We start from the raw sequence: 17853 nt of genomic DNA on the forward strand, positions 1-17853 counted from the left end.
ACCAGCTCGCCAGGCAGGCCGCGCAGTGGCTGCAGGTGCCGCTGGCAGAGCCCTCAGCGCCTTGATCGGTGTCCCTGCTTGAGCAGTTTCCCGCGCCACAACGCAGAACGGCCCTGACCTCGTGAGAGATCAGGGCCGTTCTGTCAGGACAGGCTGTCAGGGCGTCAGCTGGGCCCGGGCGTCACCGGGCACCGGTGAGCCATCAGACATTGAAGCGGTAGTGCACCACGTCGCCATCCTTGAGGATGTAGTCCTTGCCTTCCAGACGCCATTTGCCGGCATCCTTGGCGCCTTGCTCGCCCTTGTAGGCGATGAAGTCGTCATAGGAGATGACTTCGGCACGGATGAAGCCTTTCTGGAAGTCGGTGTGGATGACACCAGCGCCTTCCGGTGCGGTAGCGCCGATCTTGACGGTCCAGGCACGCACTTCCTTCACGCCAGCGGTGAAGTAGGTCTGCAGGCCCAGCAGCTCGTAACCGGCGCGGATGACGCGGTCCAGGCCCGGCTCTTCCATGCCCAGCTCGTCGAGGAACATCTCGCGCTCTTCCTCGTCCAGCTCGGCGATCTCGGCTTCGATCTTGTTGCACACCGGCACGACGCTGGCGCCTTCGTTGGCGGCAATGCCGCGCACGATATCGAGGTAGGGATTGTTCTCGAAGCCTTCCTCACTGACGTTGGCGATGTACATGGTCGGCTTGAGGGTCAGGAAGCCGAAACCGCGCACGATCTTCAGGTCGTCATCGCTGAGACCGAAGCTGCGCAGCGGCTGGCCTTCGGCCAGGTGCGGCTGGATACGTTCCAGCACGGCCTTGGTGGCGATGGCTTCCTTGTCGCCGCCCTTGGCGACACGGGCCAGACGCTGGATGCTGCGCTCGACGCTGTCGAGATCGGCCAGGGCCAGCTCGATGTTGATGGTCTCGATGTCGGCGGCCGGGTCGACGTGGTTGGCGACGTGGATGACGTTGTCATCCTCGAAGCAACGCACCACGTGCGCGATGGCGTCGGTCTCACGGATGTTGGCCAGGAACTTGTTGCCCAGACCTTCGCCCTTGGAAGCGCCAGCGACCAGACCCGCGATGTCGACGAATTCCATGGTGGTCGGAATCACCTTCTCCGGCTTGACGATCTCGGCCAGCGCATTCAGGCGAGGGTCAGGCATCGGCACGATACCGGTGTTCGGCTCGATGGTGCAGAAGGGGAAGTTCTCGGCGTCAATGCCAGACTTGGTCAGTGCATTGAAGAGAGTGGACTTGCCGACGTTCGGCAGGCCGACGATGCCGCAATTGAAACCCATGGCGCTAGATCCTGGTGTGACGTATCGAATGGGGCGTGGCACTGGCAGTCGTCTCGACCAGCAGGCTCTGAGTGCACAGGCACTGGGCATGCGGGGAAACGAGTGGGCAGGCACGGAATGAAGACAGGCGGGAAGTGTAAGGCCTCATGCCGCCGAGGTCATCCATTGGGCGCATGTCGCGCGACAAATGATGCCTTTTGCTGCTGATCGCGTGGCGAGATGCGCGCACGCAAGCGAGGTGATGCGCTGAGCGAATCACCGAAATTCGGAGAGGGGTGGTACCGGGTGATGCAGAGGTTCAGCTCTTGAAGGAATGCAGGCGATTCATGGCCCGTGCCCATTCGCCACTGATGGCGTCGGGGAGGGTCATCACCACTTCGTCGATGGCGTCGTCGATGGCCTGGCGTTCAGCCTTGCCGGGACGTCCGAGCACGAAGTTGGTCACCAGCTTGGCATTGCCGGGGTGGCCGATGCCGATGCGGGCACGATGGAACGACTTGTCGTTGCCCAGTGCACTGATGATGTCGCGCAACCCGTTGTGACCGCCATGGCCGCCACCCTGCTTGTAGCGGGCGGTGCCGGGGTCGATGTCCAGCTCATCGTGGGCGACGAGCAGTTCATCCGGGGCGAGCTTGTAGAAGTTGCACAATGCGGCCACGGCCTGACCGCTGCGATTCATGAACGTCGATGGGAACAGCAAATGCAGATCCTGACCGGCGAAGTGGACCTTCGCGTACTGGCCATGGAACTTGCGTTCCGGACGCAACGTGGTGTGACCGTGGCGCGCAAGAGCGTCAAGGAGCCAGACGCCGGCATTGTGACGGGTGTCTTCGTATTCGTTCCCCGGGTTACCGAGGCCGATGATCGCTTTCACTCGTGACATGCGCTGTCTGGCTCCTTGATCAGGCTGCGTTATTCTGCAGCAGGTGCTTCTTCGCCTTCAGCAGCATCTTCTGCGTCAGCAGAGATGTTCGGACGAGTGACGTTGACCACAGCGGTGTCGTGATCGGCACCGTGGGACAGGGCAACGGACTCGGCGCCTTCCGGCAGAGCGATGTCGGACAGGTGCAGGGTGTGGCCAACTTCCAGCTTGGACACGTCCAGCTCCAGGTATTCCGGCAGGGCTTCCGGCAGGCAGCTGATTTCGACGTCAGTCGCCAGGACGTGCAGGACGCCGTCCTGGTCCTTGACACCGACACAGGCTTCCTGACCAGTGATGTGCAGCGGCACGTTCATGGTCAGTTTGTGGGTCGGATCGATGCGCAGGAAGTCGACGTGAGTCAGCAGCGGCTTGAACGGGTGACGCTGCAGGTCACGGATGACGACTTTCTCGGTCTTGCCCGCAACATTCAGGGTGATGATGGAGGTGTAGAACGCCTCATCGTCAACCGCCTTGTACAGGCTCGGCTTGTCGATCATGACCGGAGTCGGGGCCTGGTCGGCACCGTAGATGATGGCCGGCACGAAGTCGTTCGTACGACGCAGGCGGCGGCTCGCACCTTTCCCCAGGTCTTCACGAACTTCAGCATTCAGTTTGAACAGTTTCATTTTGCAGATACCTCAAGGGTCTAATGAGAATCCGGTAGCCCCCGCGACCAGAGCGCTACCGGATCCATGAGGCCGGCCCGGAGATTTCCGGGCCGGCCGCTTGTCGGCAGATGACGGATCATCTGCCGTTGTCAGTGCCTCTTCCCCGAGCAGCGGCGAGCAGGGCCCGCCGACAGGACTCAGTGGAACATGGCGCTGACGGATTCTTCATTGCTGACGCGACGGATCGCCTCGGCGATCAGGCCAGCGACTGTCAGCTGGCGGATCTTGCCGGAACGACGCGCGGCGTCGGACAGCGGGATGGTGTCGGCAACTACCACTTCGTCGAGGACGGAGTTGGTGATGTTGTCGACCGCCGGGCCGGACAGGATCGCGTGGGACGCATAGGCCACGACGCGGTTGGCGCCATGATCCTTGAGTGCCTCGCCCGCCTTGCACAGGGTGCCGGCGGTATCGATCATGTCATCGACCAGCACGCAGGTGCGGTCCTTGATATCACCGATGATGTTCATCACCTGGGCCTGGTTGGCCTGGGGACGACGCTTGTCGATGATGGCCAGCTCGCAGTTGAGCTGCTTGGCGATGGCACGGGCACGTACCACGCCGCCCACATCCGGGGAGACGACGATCAGGTTGTCATAGTTCTGACGTTCGATGTCGTCGAGCAGGATCGGTGAGCCGTAGACGTTGTCCACCGGCACATCGAAGAAGCCCTGGATCTGATCGGCATGCAGGTCCATGGTCATGACGCGATTGACGCCAGCCTTGACCATCATGTCCGCGACCACCTTCGCCGAGATCGGCACGCGAGCAGAGCGCACGCGGCGGTCCTGACGGGCGTAACCGAAGTAGGGAACGACCGCAGTGATACGCGCCGCAGACGCACGACGCAACGCGTCCACCATCAGGATCAGCTCCATCAGGTTGTCGTTGGTCGGTGCGCAGGTGGACTGCATGATGAAGACGTCCTTGCCGCGAACGTTTTCGTTGATTTCTACCGCAATCTCGCCATCGCTGAACTGGCCGACGGTTGCATGGCCCAGGCGGGTATCGAGGGCTTCAGCTACCTTGCGGGCGAGAGCGGGATTGGCATTCCCCGCGAATACCATCAGTTTTGACACGCGCAGCCACCTTTGGAGTCTTGTGGGATCTCGGGAGTGGAGAATTCCGGGTTGACCGGGAACGGCCAGGATTGGCTGGGGTACCAGGATTCGAACCTGGGAATGTCGGTACCAGAAACCGGTGCCTTACCACTTGGCGATACCCCAGCAACGTTCACTTCAACCAGTTGCTGTGCTCAGGCCGAAGCCAGAGCGGCATGTAGAGGGGAGATATTGCAACCGCGTGCCGAGAAGGCGTGCCACATCGGGCGCTCGAGTTCGAGTCGACCCAGCACCTCGCTGGCCTGTCGTGCGTCGTCAAACGCACAGAACACACAGGCGCCGGTGCCCGTCAGTCTGGCGGTGCCGAACTGGTCCAGCCAGTCCAGGGCGTCGGCGACTGCCGGGTACAAAGTGCGCACCACGACTTCACAGTCGTTGCGGCCCCCCTGCAGTGCGCGCGCCATACTAATCGCGAGGCTGGAACGTGTCAATTGCGGGTGGCCGAACACGGCGGGTGTCGCGACCTCGACACCGGGGTGGATCACCACGAACCATGGGGTGTCCAGCGGGGCTGGCACCAGGCGTTCACCGATGCCTTCGGCCCAGGCGGCGAAGCCGCGCACGAACACCGGCACATCCGCGCCAAGCGACAGGCCGAGCTCGGCGAGGGCGTCTTCGCCAAGCTCCAAGCCCCAGAGTCTGTCCAGTGCCAGCAGGGTCGTGGCGGCGTCGCTGCTGCCGCCCCCCAGACCGCCACCCATCGGCAGCACTTTCTCCAGCGTGATATCGACACCGGGCAATGCGGTGGGTGACGCGACCTTGCCCTGCGCGTGTGCGGCTTCTCGCAGCAGGCGCGCGGCGCGCACGATCAGGTTGGCCTCTTCGGGCACACCGTCAATGGCTGGCGAGAGGCGGATGGCCTCATCGTCGCGCAGCGTGAAGCTGAGGCTGTCGCCGTGCTCGAGAAACTGGAACAGCGTCTGCAGCTCGTGATAGCCATCGGCACGCTGGCCCGTGATATGCAGCATGCGGTTGAGCTTGGCTGGGGCGGGCAGGGTGAGAGTCATGGTCGATGCGGATGCGGCTGTCGGGGTCGTCATGGAAGAAGGAGAAGGTGTCACGATCACAGCGCCTGCCACTGGTTGACGATGAGCGTGGCGGTGAGGTCGCCGTAGTAGAGTTTCATCTTGCGCGGCAGCCACAGGCCTTCGGCGCGGGTCCAGTCCTGATAGTCCACTTCCCAGCCGTCCTGGTAGAGGGTGGTCGGGAAGCCCAGCTCATCTGCCTCGATGTCATGCTCGCCAGCGGCCGGTACGCCGCGCACCCAGTTGTCGAGGGCGCCCAGCGGCAATGACCAGCCCAGTTGCGCCAGCATCAGGCTCTCGGCATCCGGGGCCTCGAAGTCACCCTCGGAGGAGGAGAGGCGCACACCATCGGCGTCGCGCACCAGGGTCGTGCGCCCAGCACCCAGCGGCCCGGTGATCAGCATGTGGTAGTCATCGCCGTCCTGCTGCCAGTCGAGGTTGGCGCTGTGGCCTTCCTCGGGGGTGCGAATGCCGACCTTGCCTGCCAGCTGCCAGTGGGTCAGGGCAGCAAGTTGCGCGTCCTGTTGCTGCCAGTCGCCGTCGCTGCGCGTCAGATCACCGGCATTGTCGCTGGCCATCTGGCTGGCGCAGCCGCTGAGTACCAGTGTCATGGCCAGCAGGGCTGGCCCGAGCAGGCGGCGTGCCTGGCTCAGCAGGGGGAGTGGCAGGGGAGAAGTGATCATGACGCGAAGGCCTTCCGGATGGCGAGAAGATGAGTGACGGTGAGTGAGACTCCACTCACTGACGGGTCAGGATAATGGACTCGCCAGTGGGCAGAAAGTGCCGGGTAGCGTGGCAGTGCCCTTCAGGGCGCGTCGACGACCGGGCGCAGCTCGGGGATGTGCTGGAACAGGGCTTCGAGCTCGCTGGCTTCTTCAAAGCGCTCGCTCAGCTCTACCGCCAGGCCACGGGCTTCATCCTCGCGGCCCAGCGCCCACAGCACCTCGATGAGATGGGCGCCGATCTCGGCATCCTGCTGCTGGGCCCAGGCGGCTTCCAGCGGTGCCAGCGCATTGTCGAGGTCGTCGGTCAGATAGCGGCCCCAGCCGAGGCTATCCAGAATGGCCGCGTCGTCGGGCGACAGCGCATGGGCGCGCTCGATCAAGGCCAGTGCTTCCTCGAGGCGGTCCGTCTCCACCAGCAGGGTGTAGCCGAGCGCGTTGTAGGCGCTGGCGTTGTCGGGCTCCAGCGCGATGACTTCCCGCAGGTCTTCTTCCATGCCGCCCAGCTGATCATCTTCCAGACGGCGGATGCCGCGCAGGAACAACAGGCTGCCCAGCTCGCTTTCCAGCGTGTTGCGCGTGTCGGCCTCCCGGGCGGCGATGGCTTGCTTGAGCGCCTTGCGGCGCGTGGTGATGCTGCTGCTCAGCAGGGCATCAGCCTCGGCATGCGCCTCCTGGGAGTCGAGCAGGTCGATCTCGAAGCTGAGCAGCGTCATGGCATGACGCGGATGGCGCAGGCGTTCCACGGCCAGGAACTGACGGGCCTCGTCCGTGCGCTCATGTTCGACCAGCAACTGGGCGGCGCGGGCGCGGCTGGAAATGTAGCGCTCGCCGTCCGGCACCTGACGGTAGTAAAGGATGGCGTTGTCGACGTCGCCGCTGGACTCGGCGGCCAGCCCCAGCAGGGCATAGGCGGCGTCCGGCACCGGGTCTTCGTCGAGCAGCGGCAGCAGCAGGCGATGGGCGTCCTCGGGGGAATCGGCATCAAGATAGAGGCTGGCCAGCGCCAGGCGCAGACGTGGCGCGTTGGGATGGCGGGTGATGAGGCTGTCGATGCGCTCGCGCGCCGCGTCCAGATCGCCGCTGGCCAGTTCGGTCTGCGCGGCGCTCAGGATCAGGCGGCTGTCATAGGGAGCGATCTCTAGGCCTCGGGCTACCGCACGCCGCGCCGCCTCAAGGCGCCCCGCACTGCGTTCGATCTCGCTGCGCGCCAGCCATAGCTCCGCCAGCGTGGCGTGAGCACTTTCCAGGCGCACCAGGCGTGCACGCGCCGCTGTCTCATCGCCCAGCGCTGCCTCGAACAGTGCCGCGGCAATCTCGGGCATCGGCTGCTCGGGATGCTGGGCGATATGCGTCTCCAGCATCGCCAGCAGGGGTTCGAGCTCGGCACCGGCATCGATCGCCTGCTCGGCCAGGGTCGCCAGATTGCCATTGCCGCCACTGGCGGTGAGCATCAGGCGCTGCTCGAGCGCGGCCTGCCAGTCGCCTCGCTCGACTGCCAGGCGGGCGCGGATGATGCCGGGCTCGCTGGCGGACTCATCGAGTTGCTGCCAGCGTTCGGCGGCGCGCTCCAGCAGGGCCGGGTTGTCGGCGAAACGAGCCGCGAGCACGGCGCGGCGCGCCAGTTCCGGGTCATCGAAGTGACGGCTGGCGGCCAGATAGCCATTGGCGGCGCGGGGATAGTCACCGCGCTGTCCGGCGAGTTCGGCACTCAGCAGCTGATTGAGGCTGTCGGCATCGAGGCCCTGCTGGATGGGCGGCGCCGTGGCCAGCGGGTCGGGCTGCGCCATCAGGGGCGCGGAGTCGCTCATCGACTGACAGCCGGTCATGCCCAGCAGCAATCCGCCCACGATGCAGGACTTCCACCCGGCGCGCGGGCGACGGGGGGCATCAAGGCAGGCGTGCGCGTGCGGGGGGCTATGTTCAGCGGCAGTCGAAGCGTGCATGCAACCTCGCGTTTGTCAGTGGGAGCAGGATGAGGGGTCGGGGCGGTCGAGCCGCAGGCCGGGTCATGCGCGCAATGTGGCGCTGACGAAGGCATCGTGTCTCGCAGCATAACGGCTGGCGGCGAGCGGGGATAGCGTTGCCGATGCAAGCAAGTGGCATGACCCACCGGCCACCTCGTATGCCGGCAGATACGCCGCGCGGGCTGATAGCGATAGCCTGCCAGCATCATGGAAAATCCTCATCGGCTGCGACATGCTGCGGGGTCGCGTGGTCCAGACGCTGTGGTAGAATGAGCGCGCTAATATTACGATCTCAGCCGCTTCGGCAGCCCTGTGTGCCTTTATGTCAGCCGCCTTTGTCCCCATTGAGTCGACAGGTGTAAAGGCACCGAGCCTGCGCGGATTACCTGCTGGCCTGGCCTTGGCCTCGCGGCAGGCCAGCACCGAGAGCCGCCTGACATTGACGCCGATTCCTGCCGGCCAGACCCTGACGACTGACTCCATGACCCTTCTTGCCCTTGGCATCAATCACCGCACCGCCGCCGTTGACGTGCGCGAGCGCGTTGCTTTCACGCCTGCGCAGCTCGATGCCGCGCTGGGCGAATTGAAGCGCCTGCCGGCGGTCTCCGAAGCGGCGGTGCTGTCGACCTGCAACCGTACCGAGCTCTACTGCGTGACCAGCGATGGCGCCAAGTCGGTGCTCGAGTGGTTGGGGCGTTTTCACCGCCTGCCGGTGGAGGAGCTGTCGCGTTGCAGCTATCAGCACCTGGGAGAAGAGGCGGTACGCCACCTGATCCGTGTCGCGGTGGGGCTGGACTCGATGGTACTGGGCGAGCCGCAGATTCTGGGCCAGCTCAAGGACGCCTATCAGTTCGCGCGCAACTCGGTGGGGCTGGGCGGTGAGCTCGAGCAGCTCTTCCAGCATATCTTCCAGGTCGCCAAGCAGGTACGTACCGAGACCGGTATCGGCGAGAACCCCGTCTCGGTGGCCTACGCCGCCGTCAGCATGGCCAGCCACATCTTCGATGACTTCTCGCGCGCCAACGCCTTGTTGATCGGTGCCGGCGAGACCATCGAACTCGTCGCGCGCCATCTCAAGGAAGCGGGCATCGCCAACCTGTGCATCGCCAACCGCACCGTGTCGCGCGCCGAGCGTCTGGCCGATGAGCTGGGCGGGACCGCCATCGGCCTGGAAGGCATACCGCATGCCCTCGAGAATGCCGATATCGTGATAGCCTCCACCGCTTCCCAACTGCCGATTCTCGGCAAGGGCATGGTGGAACGCGCGCTCAAGAAGCGCCGCTACAAGCCGGTGTTCATGGTCGACATCGCCGTGCCGCGCGATATCGAGCCGCAGGTCGGTGACCTCGACGACGTCTTCCTCTATACGGTCGATGACCTGCAGGAAGTGATCGACGAGAATCGTCGCCACCGCGAGCTGGCCGCTGCCCAGGCAGAAGAGCTGATTCGCCAGGGCGTCAACGCCTGGTTGCACCTCAAGCGGGTGCGCAGTGGCGGCGAAGTCATCAAGCGCTACCGCAGCCATGGCGAGCAACTGCGCGCCGAATGCGAGGCGCAGGCGCTGGCGGAGCTCGATCAGGGACGCGACCCCCAGGAAGTGGTCGCGCAGCTGGCACGCCAGCTGGCCAATCGCTTCATGCATCACCCGACGCTGGCACTGCGCCAGGCCTCGGGAGACGATCGCCAGGATATTCTTCAGACGGCCCAGACGCTTCTGCTCGCGCCGGCTGATTCATCACAGGACCCTTCATGAAAGACAGCCTTATCACCAAGCTCGACACCTTCCATGACCGCTTCGAGGAGATCTCCGCACTGTTGTCGGAGCCCGAAGTGATCGGGAACCAGGCCAGGTTCCGCGACCTGTCGCGGGAGTATGCCGAGCTTGAGCCATTGATCGAGGCATGGCGCCGCCATCGCGGCCTGAACGAAGACCGTGACGCCGCGCTGGCGATGGCGGAGGACAGTGATCCCGAGATGCGCGACATGGCGCGTGAGGAAGTCCGCGATACCGATGCGGCGCTCGAGACGCTGGAAGCCGAGATCACCCAGCTGCTGATTCCGCGTGACCCGGATGACGGTGCCAACGTCTTCCTCGAGGTGCGTGCCGGCACGGGCGGTGACGAGGCGGCGCTGTTCGCCGGTGATCTGTTCAAGATGTATTCGCGCTACGCCGAGCTCAAGGGCTGGAAAGTCGAGACCGTCAGCGCCAGCCACGGCGAGCACGGCGGCTTCAAGGAAGTCATCGCCCGCGTGAAGGGCGAGGGCGTCTACTCGCGCCTCAAGTTCGAGTCCGGCGCGCACCGCGTACAGCGCGTGCCCGCCACCGAATCCCAGGGGCGTATCCATACCTCGGCCTGCACCGTGGCGGTGATGCCCGAGGCCGATGAAGTCGGTGACGTCGACATCAATCCGGCCGACCTGCGCGTGGATACCTATCGCAGCTCCGGTGCCGGTGGTCAGCACGTCAACACTACCGATTCCGCGATTCGCATCACCCACCTGCCCACCGGCGTGGTGGTGGAGTGTCAGGATGAGCGCAGCCAGCACAAGAACCGTGCGCGCGCCATGTCACTGCTGGCGGCGCGCCTCAAGCAGGCCGCGGTGGACACCCAGGCACAGGCCACCTCCGATGCCCGTCGCAAGCTGGTCGGCTCCGGGGATCGCTCCGAGCGCATCCGCACCTACAACTTCCCGCAGGGGCGTCTGACCGATCACCGCATCAACCTGACGCTCTACAAGCTCAATGAAGTGATCGCCGGCCAGCTGGACGAAGTGATCGAGCCGCTGGTGGTGGAATACCAGGCCGATCAGCTGACCGCACTGCAGGAGCAATAAGGTGAGAATCGATGTCACCCTGGCAGCCGCGACTGCCCGTCTGAGCGAGGCGGGCAGCGATTCTCCGCGTCTGGATGCCGAGTTGCTGCTGGGCGAGGTAATGGGACGAGAGCGCACCTGGTTCTACACCTGGGGCGATCGGGATCTCGAGAGCGAGGCCGGCGCCGAGGGCGTGGCACGTTTCGAGACGCTGCTGGCGCGTCGCGCCGAGGGCCATCCCGTGGCGCATCTGCTCGGGCGGCGTGAGTTCTATGGCCTGACGCTGGCCTGTTCGCCGGCCACACTGATTCCGCGCCCGGACACCGAGGTCATGGTGGAGTGCGCGCTGGAACTGGCCGAGGCCACCAGCGGCAAGCTGCTGGATCTCGGCACCGGCACCGGCGCCATCGCGTTGGCCTTTGCGCGTCATCGCCCGCAGTGGCAGGTGTTGGGGGTCGATCTCATCGAGGAAGCCGTGCAACTTGCACGCGGCAATGCCGAGCGTCTGGCGATCGCCAATGCCGAATTCCGCCAAAGTGACTGGTTCAGTGCCGTCACCGAGAGCGGCTTTGCGCTGATTACCGCCAACCCCCCTTATCTGGCCGATGATGACCCGCATCTCGCGCTCGGCGATGTGCGCTTCGAGCCGCGCTCGGCGCTGGTCGCGGCCGAGGCAGGGCTGGCGGACTTCCTGCATCTGATCGCCACTGCGCCGCAGCACCTGGCCGCAGGCGGCCACCTGATGCTGGAGCATGGTCTCACCCAGGGCAATGAAGTGCGCGAGGCACTGCGTGCCGGCGGCTTCATCGACGTCGAGACCCTGGAAGACCTGGGCGGGCGCGAACGCATCACGCTGGGCAAGCTGGCCTGATGCTCGCCGGGCGCCGTCTAGCGGTGCCCGTGCGTGGTCCCCGCTGACATCCTCGCGCTTGGCACCCCTGTAGTGCATTCCACCGTTTTCAGTGGAGTCTGCGTGGAATCCTCGTCACAGTACCGCCAGTGAAGGCGTATCCCCTGTTGGCCGGGTATGATAGTAATGAACCTGCATGATTGGCATGGTCATCTGATAACCCCCTTGTTATCCGACGGCCTGACTGCACGGAAGCCAGGAGCACGGATGATCCTGCTGCAAGTCACCCTGCTGGGAAAACTATTACAATGAAAGCAAAATCACGCTCTCTGGACCGCATCGACCTCAAGATTCTGCGTTGCCTGCAAGAGAATGCCCGTATCTCCTATGTCGACCTCGCCTCGGAAGTCGGCCTTTCCACCACGCCGTGCCTGGAGCGCGTCAAACGCCTCGAGCGTGCCGGCGTCATCCGCGGTTACAAGGCGGTGCTCGACCCCAAGGCGCTCAAGGCCAATCTGTTGGTCTTCGTCGAGATCAGTCTCGAGACGCAGTCGCCGTCGGTGTTCGATGAGTTCCGCCGCGCCGTCTCCAAGCTGCCGCAGATCCAGGAGTGTCATCTGGTCTCCGGTCAGTTCGACTACATCCTCAAGTGCCGGATTCCGGAAATGTCCGCCTATCGTCAGCTGCTCGGCGATGTGGTGCTGACGCTGCCCGGCGTCAAGGAATCCAAGAGTTATGTGGTGATGGAAGAGGTCAAGGAGCAGTTCTCGCTGCATGTGCCCGATATCGAGGAGCTGGATGCCAAGTAATGGCAAGCCCTGTTGTTGCCAGGCAGGGCTCATGGCTTCTCACTTTATTTACCGATAGGCGGCTTTTCTCCCATGCAAGATTCGCAATTGCTGCGCTACTCGCGCCAGATCCTGCTCCCTCAGGTCGACATCGCCGGGCAGCAGCGCCTGTTGGCGGCGCGGGTTCTGGTGATCGGGGCGGGTGGCCTGGGCTGCCCGGCAGCGCTCTATCTGGCAGCCGCGGGCATCGGCACCCTGGTGGTGGCCGATGATGACCACGTCGAGCTGTCCAATCTGCAGCGCCAGATCGCCCATGGTGACGCCGACATCGATCAGCCCAAGGCGCAATCACTCGCCGCCTCGTTGTTGGCGATCAATCCCGATACCGAGGTGATCGCGTTGTCAGAGCGCCTGCAGGGCGAGGCGCTGTCCGAGCAGGTGGCCGCCGCAGACGTGGTGCTCGATTGCACAGATCGCTTCAGCTCGCGCTTCCCGATCAATGCCGCCTGCGTGGCAGCGGGCACCCCGCTGGTGTCCGGCGCCGCGATACGCTTCTCCGGCCAGCTGGCGGTGTTCGATCGCCGTGAGCCACAGGCGCCGTGTTATGGCTGCCTGTATCCGCCGGATGAGCTGGGCGATGAAGAGCTGACCTGCGCCGAGAGCGGGGTCATCGCGCCGCTGGTCGGCATCATTGGCGCCTTCCAGGCGCTGGAAGCGCTCAAGCTGATCAGCGGTGCCGGCAGCGTGCATCGCGGCCTTGCCACCTTCGATGGCCTCAGTGGTGAATGGCGGCGCATGGGCCTCAAGCGCGACCCCGGCTGCCAGGTGTGTGGTCAAGCGTCATGATGTAGCCGATCAAATCGACGGTATATCTCTAAAAAGCCCCGCAGCCTTTCTGGCTGGCGGGGCTTTTTTGTCGCATGTTGTGGTGGAGCGGCCGGCGCTGCGCATGCCGCGTGTGCGCACCACCAGGGTGCGCCAATGCCGTGGGGTGTTGAAGGTTTCTCCCATGCAGCGCAATCAACATGCAGCATTCCAGCGAAACGTGTGGTAAATATCGAAAATATTCCAGTCGATGGTGAATAAACTCAACAAGAGCGGATGAGGAGGTGCATGGGCGGCTTCAGATCAGGCACGCAGAGCGAGTGTGCTGGCTCGTATTCCTACTACCAGGCCAGCCAGCGTGTGACGCTTGACCCATGCCCGCCTCTAGCTGGTGAGCAGCGTGCCGATGTCTGCGTGATCGGCGGCGGTGTCACGGGCTGCTCCGCTGCGCTGCATCTCGCCGAGCGTGGCTATTCGGTCATTCTGCTGGAAGCGCAGACTATCGGTTTCGGGGCCTCCGGGCGCAGTGGCGGCCAGATCCTGCCGGGGCTCGGCACCGATATCGCGACGGTCGAGAAGGCGCTGGGGCGCGAGCAGGCACGCGCCATCTGGGAGATGAGCCGCGAGTCCGTGCGCCTGACCGCCGAGCTGGTCGTCCGGCATCAGATTCCCTGCGATTTCACCCAGGGCTATCTGCATGCCGCGGTCAAGCCGCGTCATGTGCGCGAACTGCAGGAGTTCCAGGCGCGCATGGCACGCGATTACGACTATCACGCGCTGCAGTGGCTGCAGGGCGATGCGCTGCGCGAGCGGGTCGTCACCGACGCCTATCCGGGCGCGTTGCATGATGGCGAGGGCGGTCATCTGCATCCGCTCAACTTTACCCTCGGACTTGCGCGAGCTGCCCAGCAGGCCGGCGTCACGCTCTGCGAACAGAGCCGGGTGCGTCAGCTCGACCACGGCCAGAACGGCGATACACCCGATGGCACCTCACGGCGTGCTCGTATCCATACCGAGCATGGCTGCGTGAGCGCCGAATTCGTGGTCGTGGCCACCAATGCCTACCTCAATGGCCTCGTCGCCTCGCTGGAAGAGCGCATCATGCGCGTCGCCAATTACATCGTCGCCACCGAACCGCTCAGCGAGGCTCAGGTCGCGCAGGTCCTGCCGCAGGATGACGCGCTTTCCGATGCCAACTTCGTGCTCGACTACTACAGTCTTTCTGCCGACAGGCGCCTGCTGTATGGCGGTGAGGTGAGCTATACCGGTCAGGAGCCGCGTGGCCTCAAGGCGCGCATGGACAGCAAGATTCGCCGCCTGTTTCCGGTGCTCGATGGCGTGGCGATCGATTACCGCTGGGGCGGTGACGTGGCCATCACCATGAACCGCGCGCCGGACTTCGGGCGTCTCGCGCCGAATGTCTATTACGCCCAGGGCTACTCGGGACATGGCATGTCGCTTGCAGGATTGGCGGGCAAGCTGGTCGCCGAGACCATCGCCGGTCAGGCAGAACGTTTCGATATCTTTGCCGCCATGCCGCACCGTCCCTTCGTGGGCGGGCGCTGGCTGCGAACTCCTCTGCTGGTCCTGGCGACCAGCTTCTACACGTTGCGTGATCGGCTCTAGGCCGAGGCCATGATGAAGGTGCTGCACATTTGACACTGTTGAACACCCCGACAGCCCAAGAGCTGGAAACGACTGGTGAGTAATCGCAAGGGAGGCGCGATGAGCGCGGTGGATGGCAAGGACGCTGGTACGCCCGAGCAGCACACGACGAGAAAGCCTGCCGGCGCGCGGGCGCCTGGCGGCACGCACGCCAGCGAGAGCGTCAGTGAGCATGTCGGTGAGAGCTTCGACGATAACGCCGGTGAGAACCTTGGTGATACCGTCAATGAGAGCGTCGGCGAGAGCCACGGCGCCAATGCGGATCAGCCCGCGCTGCCGCGACGCGCGGCATCCTCCATCCAGCTCAAGGGGCTGCACAAGCGCTTCGGCAATGAGGTGGCGGCGCTGGATGGCGTGGACCTGAGCATCCAGCCCGGCGAGTTCTTCACGCTGCTGGGGCCTTCGGGCTGTGGCAAGACGACACTGCTGCGGATTCTGGCCGGTCTCGAGGCGCTGGATGAAGGTCAGGTGGTGATCGGCGGGCGGGATGTCACCGAGGTGCCGCCGCATCAGCGCAGCGTCAACACGGTCTTCCAGTCCTATGCGCTGTTTCCGCATCTGTCGGTGCGCGACAACCTGGCATTCGGCCTGAAGATGCGCGGTGTCGCCCCCCGGGAGCGCGAGGCCAGGGTTGCCGAGATGGCGGAGTTCATCAAGCTGGGCAGCCTGATCGATCGCCGGGTCGACCAGCTCTCCGGTGGTCAGCGTCAGCGCATCGCGCTGGCGCGGGCGCTGGTCTGCGAGCCGGATGTGCTACTGCTGGATGAGCCGCTGTCGGCGCTGGATGCCGGCCTGCGCAGTCAGATCCAGATCGAGCTGCTGCGCCTGCAGAAGCGCCTGGGCATGACCTTCGTCTTCGTTACCCATGATCAGCAGGAAGCGATGGTGATGTCGGACCGCATTGCGGTGCTCGACAGCGGCAGCCTCCAGCAGGTGGGCTCGCCGCGTGAGATCTACGAGCGTCCGGCCAATGCCTTCGTGGCGCGCTTCATGGGCCATGCCAATCTGTTCGACGTCACGGCTCGCGATGACAGTCGCAGTGACGCCATCCGACTGACCACGCCGCTGGGCGTACTGACCGCACAGGCACCGGGCACTGGCAGCCTGCTGCTGTTGCGTCCCGAGACGCTGGACCTGCGCCGGCGACCCGCCAGCGAGTTCGAGCGTCACGACGTGCTGGAGAACCACTTGCCGGGCCGAGTGCAGGAGCGACTCTACCGCGGCAGCCACGCCGAATATCGTGTCGAGGTAGCGGGTGTCAGCGTGCAGGTGGTGGTCAACAACCGGGGTGGCCAGTTGCCGGAAGTCGGCGACCAGGTCGATGTGGTGGTCGCCGCGCAAGACCTGATCACGCTGGGGGAATGACGATGGCCTATCACGCAACCCTGGCCACTGCGCGCAGCCGCGCGGTGGTCGCCGAGTCACGCCACCTGTTGCTGACGGTCGCGCCCGGTGCACTGTGGATCATCGTCTTTCTGGTGCTGCCCAGTCTCTATCTGATCAGCGTGGCCTTCATGACCAACGGCCCCTATGGGCTGCCGGAAATGCCGTTGTCATTGACCTCGTTTCAGCAGCTGGCCGGACAGGGCTTTCTCGGCTGGAGCCCGGGCAACCTGATGACGCTGGGGCGCTCGCTGTGGCAGACCGTGCTTTCCACTGTGCTGGTGGTGCTGGTGGCCTATCCGATCGCCTATTACATCTCGCAGTCAGACCAGCGCTGGCGGCCGATCATGCTGCTGGCGGTAGTCGTACCGTCCTGGACCAATCAGGTCATTCGCACCTTCGGCTGGATGAATCTGCTGGCGCCGGGCACGCCGCTGGCGGAGCTGGCGGAAGCCATGGGCATGATCGCGCCCAACATGGGGCTCTATCCGTCCAATTTCGCGGTCACTCTGGGGCTGGTCTACAACTTCCTGCCGTTCATGGTGCTGCCGCTGTACGCCGCCTTCGAGAAGTTGAATCTTTCACTGGTGGAGGCGGCGCAGGACCTCTACGCCTCGCCGCTCAAGGCCTTCTGGCACGCGGTCTTCCCCCAGACGCTGCCGGGGCTGTTGGCGGGTGTCGTGCTGGTGGCGATTCCGGCCTTCGGCATGTACGTGATTCCGGAGCTGCTGGGCGGCGGCAAGGGCATGATGCTGGGCAATCTGGTCGCCAATCAGTTCGCTGGCAGCGCCAACTGGCCGCTGGGTGCGGCGGGCGCGATCCTGATGCTGATCGCCACTTTCATTGGACTGTATGCGATGCGCCGTATCGGCAAGCGGCTGGGCGGCGGTGAAGAGGTGGTGATATGAAGCGCGGGAGCTTTCACAAGGGATTGCGGGGCTTCTGGTGGCTGACGCTCGGTTTTCTGTATCTGCCGCTGATCGTGGTGATGCTGTTTTCCTTCAATGCCTCCAACAGTGCCGCCAGCTTCACTGGCGTGTCGCTGCGCTGGTATCGGCGCCTGCTGGGCAATGACGCGATTCTGTCGGCGCTGGGCAATTCGCTGCTGCTGGCGGTGGTGTCGTCATTGCTGGCGCTGATGATCGGCACGCTGATCGGGTATGGCATGTATCGCCATCGTCACCGCAAGCTGGGCTGGCTGATCGTGCTGATCTATCTGCCCATCGTGCTGCCGGACATCGTGTTCGGGATCTCGGAAATGACCTTTTTCGTCAAGATCAATGAGCTGACCGGTCTGCTGTCGCCGGGACTGGCCACCATGACCATTGCACACGTCACCTTCCAGGTGCCGTTCGTGGCGTTGATCGTCTACTCGCGCTTCGTCGGGCTGGACCCGACGCTGTTCGAGGCGGCCAAGGACCTCTACGCGACACCGCGGCAGCGCGTGCAGTTCTTCATGTTGCCGACACTCAAGCCGGCATTGATCTCGGGCTTCCTGCTCTCCTTCACGCTGTCGCTGGATGATTTCGTGATCAGTTTCTTCACCGCCGGACCGGAGAGCGCCACCTTGCCCATTTACATCTGGAGCGCGATACGCAAGGGCGTGACTCCTGAAATCAATGCCATCGCCACGTTGATGATGGCGGCGGTCGCCCTGGCGGCGCTCACGAGTCTGGTGCTGTCGCGCCGGCGTGCGGCGTCGTGAGCATACGCAATATCCACAGGCGGTCTGACACTGCTGTCCTTGCCGACGTCGGGTCTGATCATTCATCACGCACACCCCATCATTTCTCAAGCACGTTGAGCGGA

At 64.3% G+C, this 17853-nt stretch carries 16 protein-coding genes and 1 tRNA gene; 9 read left to right on the forward strand and 8 right to left on the reverse strand.

What is annotated here, in order from left to right; all coding sequences use genetic code 11:
* Positions 1–202 precede the first annotated feature (202 nt).
* The 8 genes from ychF to AC4FAH_RS01430 all read right to left on the reverse strand — a co-directional run bounded on the left by ychF (position 203) and on the right by AC4FAH_RS01430 (position 7602).
* Positions 203–1294, reverse strand: coding sequence for a redox-regulated ATPase YchF (gene ychF, locus AC4FAH_RS01395; protein WP_107335448.1), 1092 nt, complete (start codon positions 1292–1294; stop codon positions 203–205).
* Between the two features lie 298 nt (positions 1295–1592).
* Complete coding sequence (gene pth, locus AC4FAH_RS01400; RefSeq protein WP_043335900.1) at positions 1593–2177, reverse strand: aminoacyl-tRNA hydrolase; 585 nt, start codon at positions 2175–2177, stop codon at positions 1593–1595.
* 29 nt (positions 2178–2206) lie between these two features.
* Positions 2207–2842: a 50S ribosomal protein L25/general stress protein Ctc gene (locus tag AC4FAH_RS01405; protein WP_248379555.1), complete on the reverse strand. Its 636-nt coding sequence runs from the start codon at positions 2840–2842 to the stop codon at positions 2207–2209.
* Positions 2843–3021: 179 nt separating this feature from the next.
* Positions 3022–3963, reverse strand: a complete 942-nt coding sequence (locus AC4FAH_RS01410; RefSeq protein WP_172978614.1) for a ribose-phosphate pyrophosphokinase — start codon at positions 3961–3963, stop codon at positions 3022–3024.
* Between the two features lie 72 nt (positions 3964–4035).
* Positions 4036–4110 (reverse strand) — tRNA-Gln (locus tag AC4FAH_RS01415).
* A 29-nt stretch (positions 4111–4139) separates the two neighbouring features.
* Positions 4140–5012, reverse strand: coding sequence for a 4-(cytidine 5'-diphospho)-2-C-methyl-D-erythritol kinase (gene ispE, locus AC4FAH_RS01420; protein WP_286988640.1), 873 nt, complete (start codon positions 5010–5012; stop codon positions 4140–4142).
* Positions 5013–5068: 56 nt separating this feature from the next.
* On the reverse strand, positions 5069–5713 hold the full coding sequence (gene lolB, locus AC4FAH_RS01425) for a lipoprotein insertase outer membrane protein LolB (protein ID WP_286988642.1): 645 nt from the start codon (positions 5711–5713) through the stop codon (positions 5069–5071).
* A gap of 122 nt (positions 5714–5835) precedes the next feature.
* Positions 5836–7602, reverse strand: a complete 1767-nt coding sequence (locus tag AC4FAH_RS01430) for a tetratricopeptide repeat protein (RefSeq protein WP_287020110.1) — start codon at positions 7600–7602, stop codon at positions 5836–5838.
* A gap of 598 nt (positions 7603–8200) precedes the next feature.
* Between AC4FAH_RS01430 and hemA the strand changes: the two genes are divergently transcribed.
* The 9 genes from hemA (at position 8201) to AC4FAH_RS01475 (ending at position 17749) form a co-directional block, all read left to right on the forward strand.
* Positions 8201–9472 (forward strand): glutamyl-tRNA reductase, encoded by a 1272-nt coding sequence (gene hemA / locus AC4FAH_RS01435; RefSeq protein WP_043335883.1) that lies wholly within the window; start codon positions 8201–8203, stop codon positions 9470–9472.
* The gene (prfA, locus tag AC4FAH_RS01440) at positions 9469–10554 is read left to right on the forward strand and encodes a peptide chain release factor 1 (RefSeq protein WP_043335881.1); all 1086 of its coding nucleotides are present in this window, start codon (positions 9469–9471) and stop codon (positions 10552–10554) included. Before hemA ends, prfA begins: the two co-directional genes overlap by 4 nt.
* 1 nt (position 10555) lies before the next feature.
* A complete protein-coding gene (gene prmC, locus AC4FAH_RS01445; RefSeq protein ID WP_286988647.1) occupies positions 10556–11404 on the forward strand; it encodes a peptide chain release factor N(5)-glutamine methyltransferase in 849 nt (282 codons plus the stop codon).
* 287 nt (positions 11405–11691) lie between these two features.
* Positions 11692–12192 (forward strand): Lrp/AsnC ligand binding domain-containing protein, encoded by a 501-nt coding sequence (locus tag AC4FAH_RS01450; protein WP_043335877.1) that lies wholly within the window; start codon positions 11692–11694, stop codon positions 12190–12192.
* Between the two features lie 72 nt (positions 12193–12264).
* Positions 12265–13017, forward strand: a complete 753-nt coding sequence (locus AC4FAH_RS01455) for a HesA/MoeB/ThiF family protein (RefSeq protein WP_192838328.1) — start codon at positions 12265–12267, stop codon at positions 13015–13017.
* A gap of 267 nt (positions 13018–13284) precedes the next feature.
* Entirely contained in the window at positions 13285–14622 is a 1338-nt protein-coding gene (locus AC4FAH_RS01460) for an NAD(P)/FAD-dependent oxidoreductase (protein WP_286988651.1), read from the forward strand.
* 75 nt (positions 14623–14697) lie between these two features.
* Entirely contained in the window at positions 14698–16026 is a 1329-nt protein-coding gene (locus AC4FAH_RS01465; protein WP_286988652.1) for an ABC transporter ATP-binding protein, read from the forward strand.
* Positions 16027–16028: 2 nt separating this feature from the next.
* Positions 16029–16952: an ABC transporter permease gene (locus AC4FAH_RS01470; RefSeq protein WP_287020109.1), complete on the forward strand. Its 924-nt coding sequence runs from the start codon at positions 16029–16031 to the stop codon at positions 16950–16952.
* Positions 16949–17749, forward strand: coding sequence for an ABC transporter permease (locus AC4FAH_RS01475; protein ID WP_279837019.1), 801 nt, complete (start codon positions 16949–16951; stop codon positions 17747–17749). The genes AC4FAH_RS01470 and AC4FAH_RS01475 overlap by 4 nt, the downstream gene beginning before the upstream one ends.
* Positions 17750–17853: the final 104 nt, after the last annotated feature.

The organism is Cobetia sp., from assembly GCF_983723665.1.

Bases quoted from the DNA above. Each gene is read 5' to 3' on its own strand.
- ychF (WP_107335448.1), bottom strand. From the start codon at position 1,294: ATGGGTTTCAATTGCGGCATCGTCGGCCTGCCGAACGTCGGCAAGTCC.
- pth (WP_043335900.1), bottom strand. From the start codon at position 2,177: ATGTCACGAGTGAAAGCGATCATCGGCCTCGGTAACCCGGGGAACGAA.
- AC4FAH_RS01405 (WP_248379555.1), bottom strand. From the start codon at position 2,842: ATGAAACTGTTCAAACTGAATGCTGAAGTTCGTGAAGACCTGGGGAAA.
- ispE (WP_286988640.1), bottom strand. From the start codon at position 5,012: ATGACTCTCACCCTGCCCGCCCCAGCCAAGCTCAACCGCATGCTGCAT.
- lolB (WP_286988642.1), bottom strand. From the start codon at position 5,713: ATGATCACTTCTCCCCTGCCACTCCCCCTGCTGAGCCAGGCACGCCGC.
- hemA (WP_043335883.1), top strand. From the start codon at position 8,201: ATGACCCTTCTTGCCCTTGGCATCAATCACCGCACCGCCGCCGTTGAC.
- prfA (WP_043335881.1), top strand. From the start codon at position 9,469: ATGAAAGACAGCCTTATCACCAAGCTCGACACCTTCCATGACCGCTTC.
- AC4FAH_RS01450 (WP_043335877.1), top strand. From the start codon at position 11,692: ATGAAAGCAAAATCACGCTCTCTGGACCGCATCGACCTCAAGATTCTG.
- AC4FAH_RS01455 (WP_192838328.1), top strand. From the start codon at position 12,265: ATGCAAGATTCGCAATTGCTGCGCTACTCGCGCCAGATCCTGCTCCCT.
- AC4FAH_RS01460 (WP_286988651.1), top strand. From the start codon at position 13,285: ATGGGCGGCTTCAGATCAGGCACGCAGAGCGAGTGTGCTGGCTCGTAT.
- AC4FAH_RS01470 (WP_287020109.1), top strand. From the start codon at position 16,029: ATGGCCTATCACGCAACCCTGGCCACTGCGCGCAGCCGCGCGGTGGTC.
- AC4FAH_RS01475 (WP_279837019.1), top strand. From the start codon at position 16,949: ATGAAGCGCGGGAGCTTTCACAAGGGATTGCGGGGCTTCTGGTGGCTG.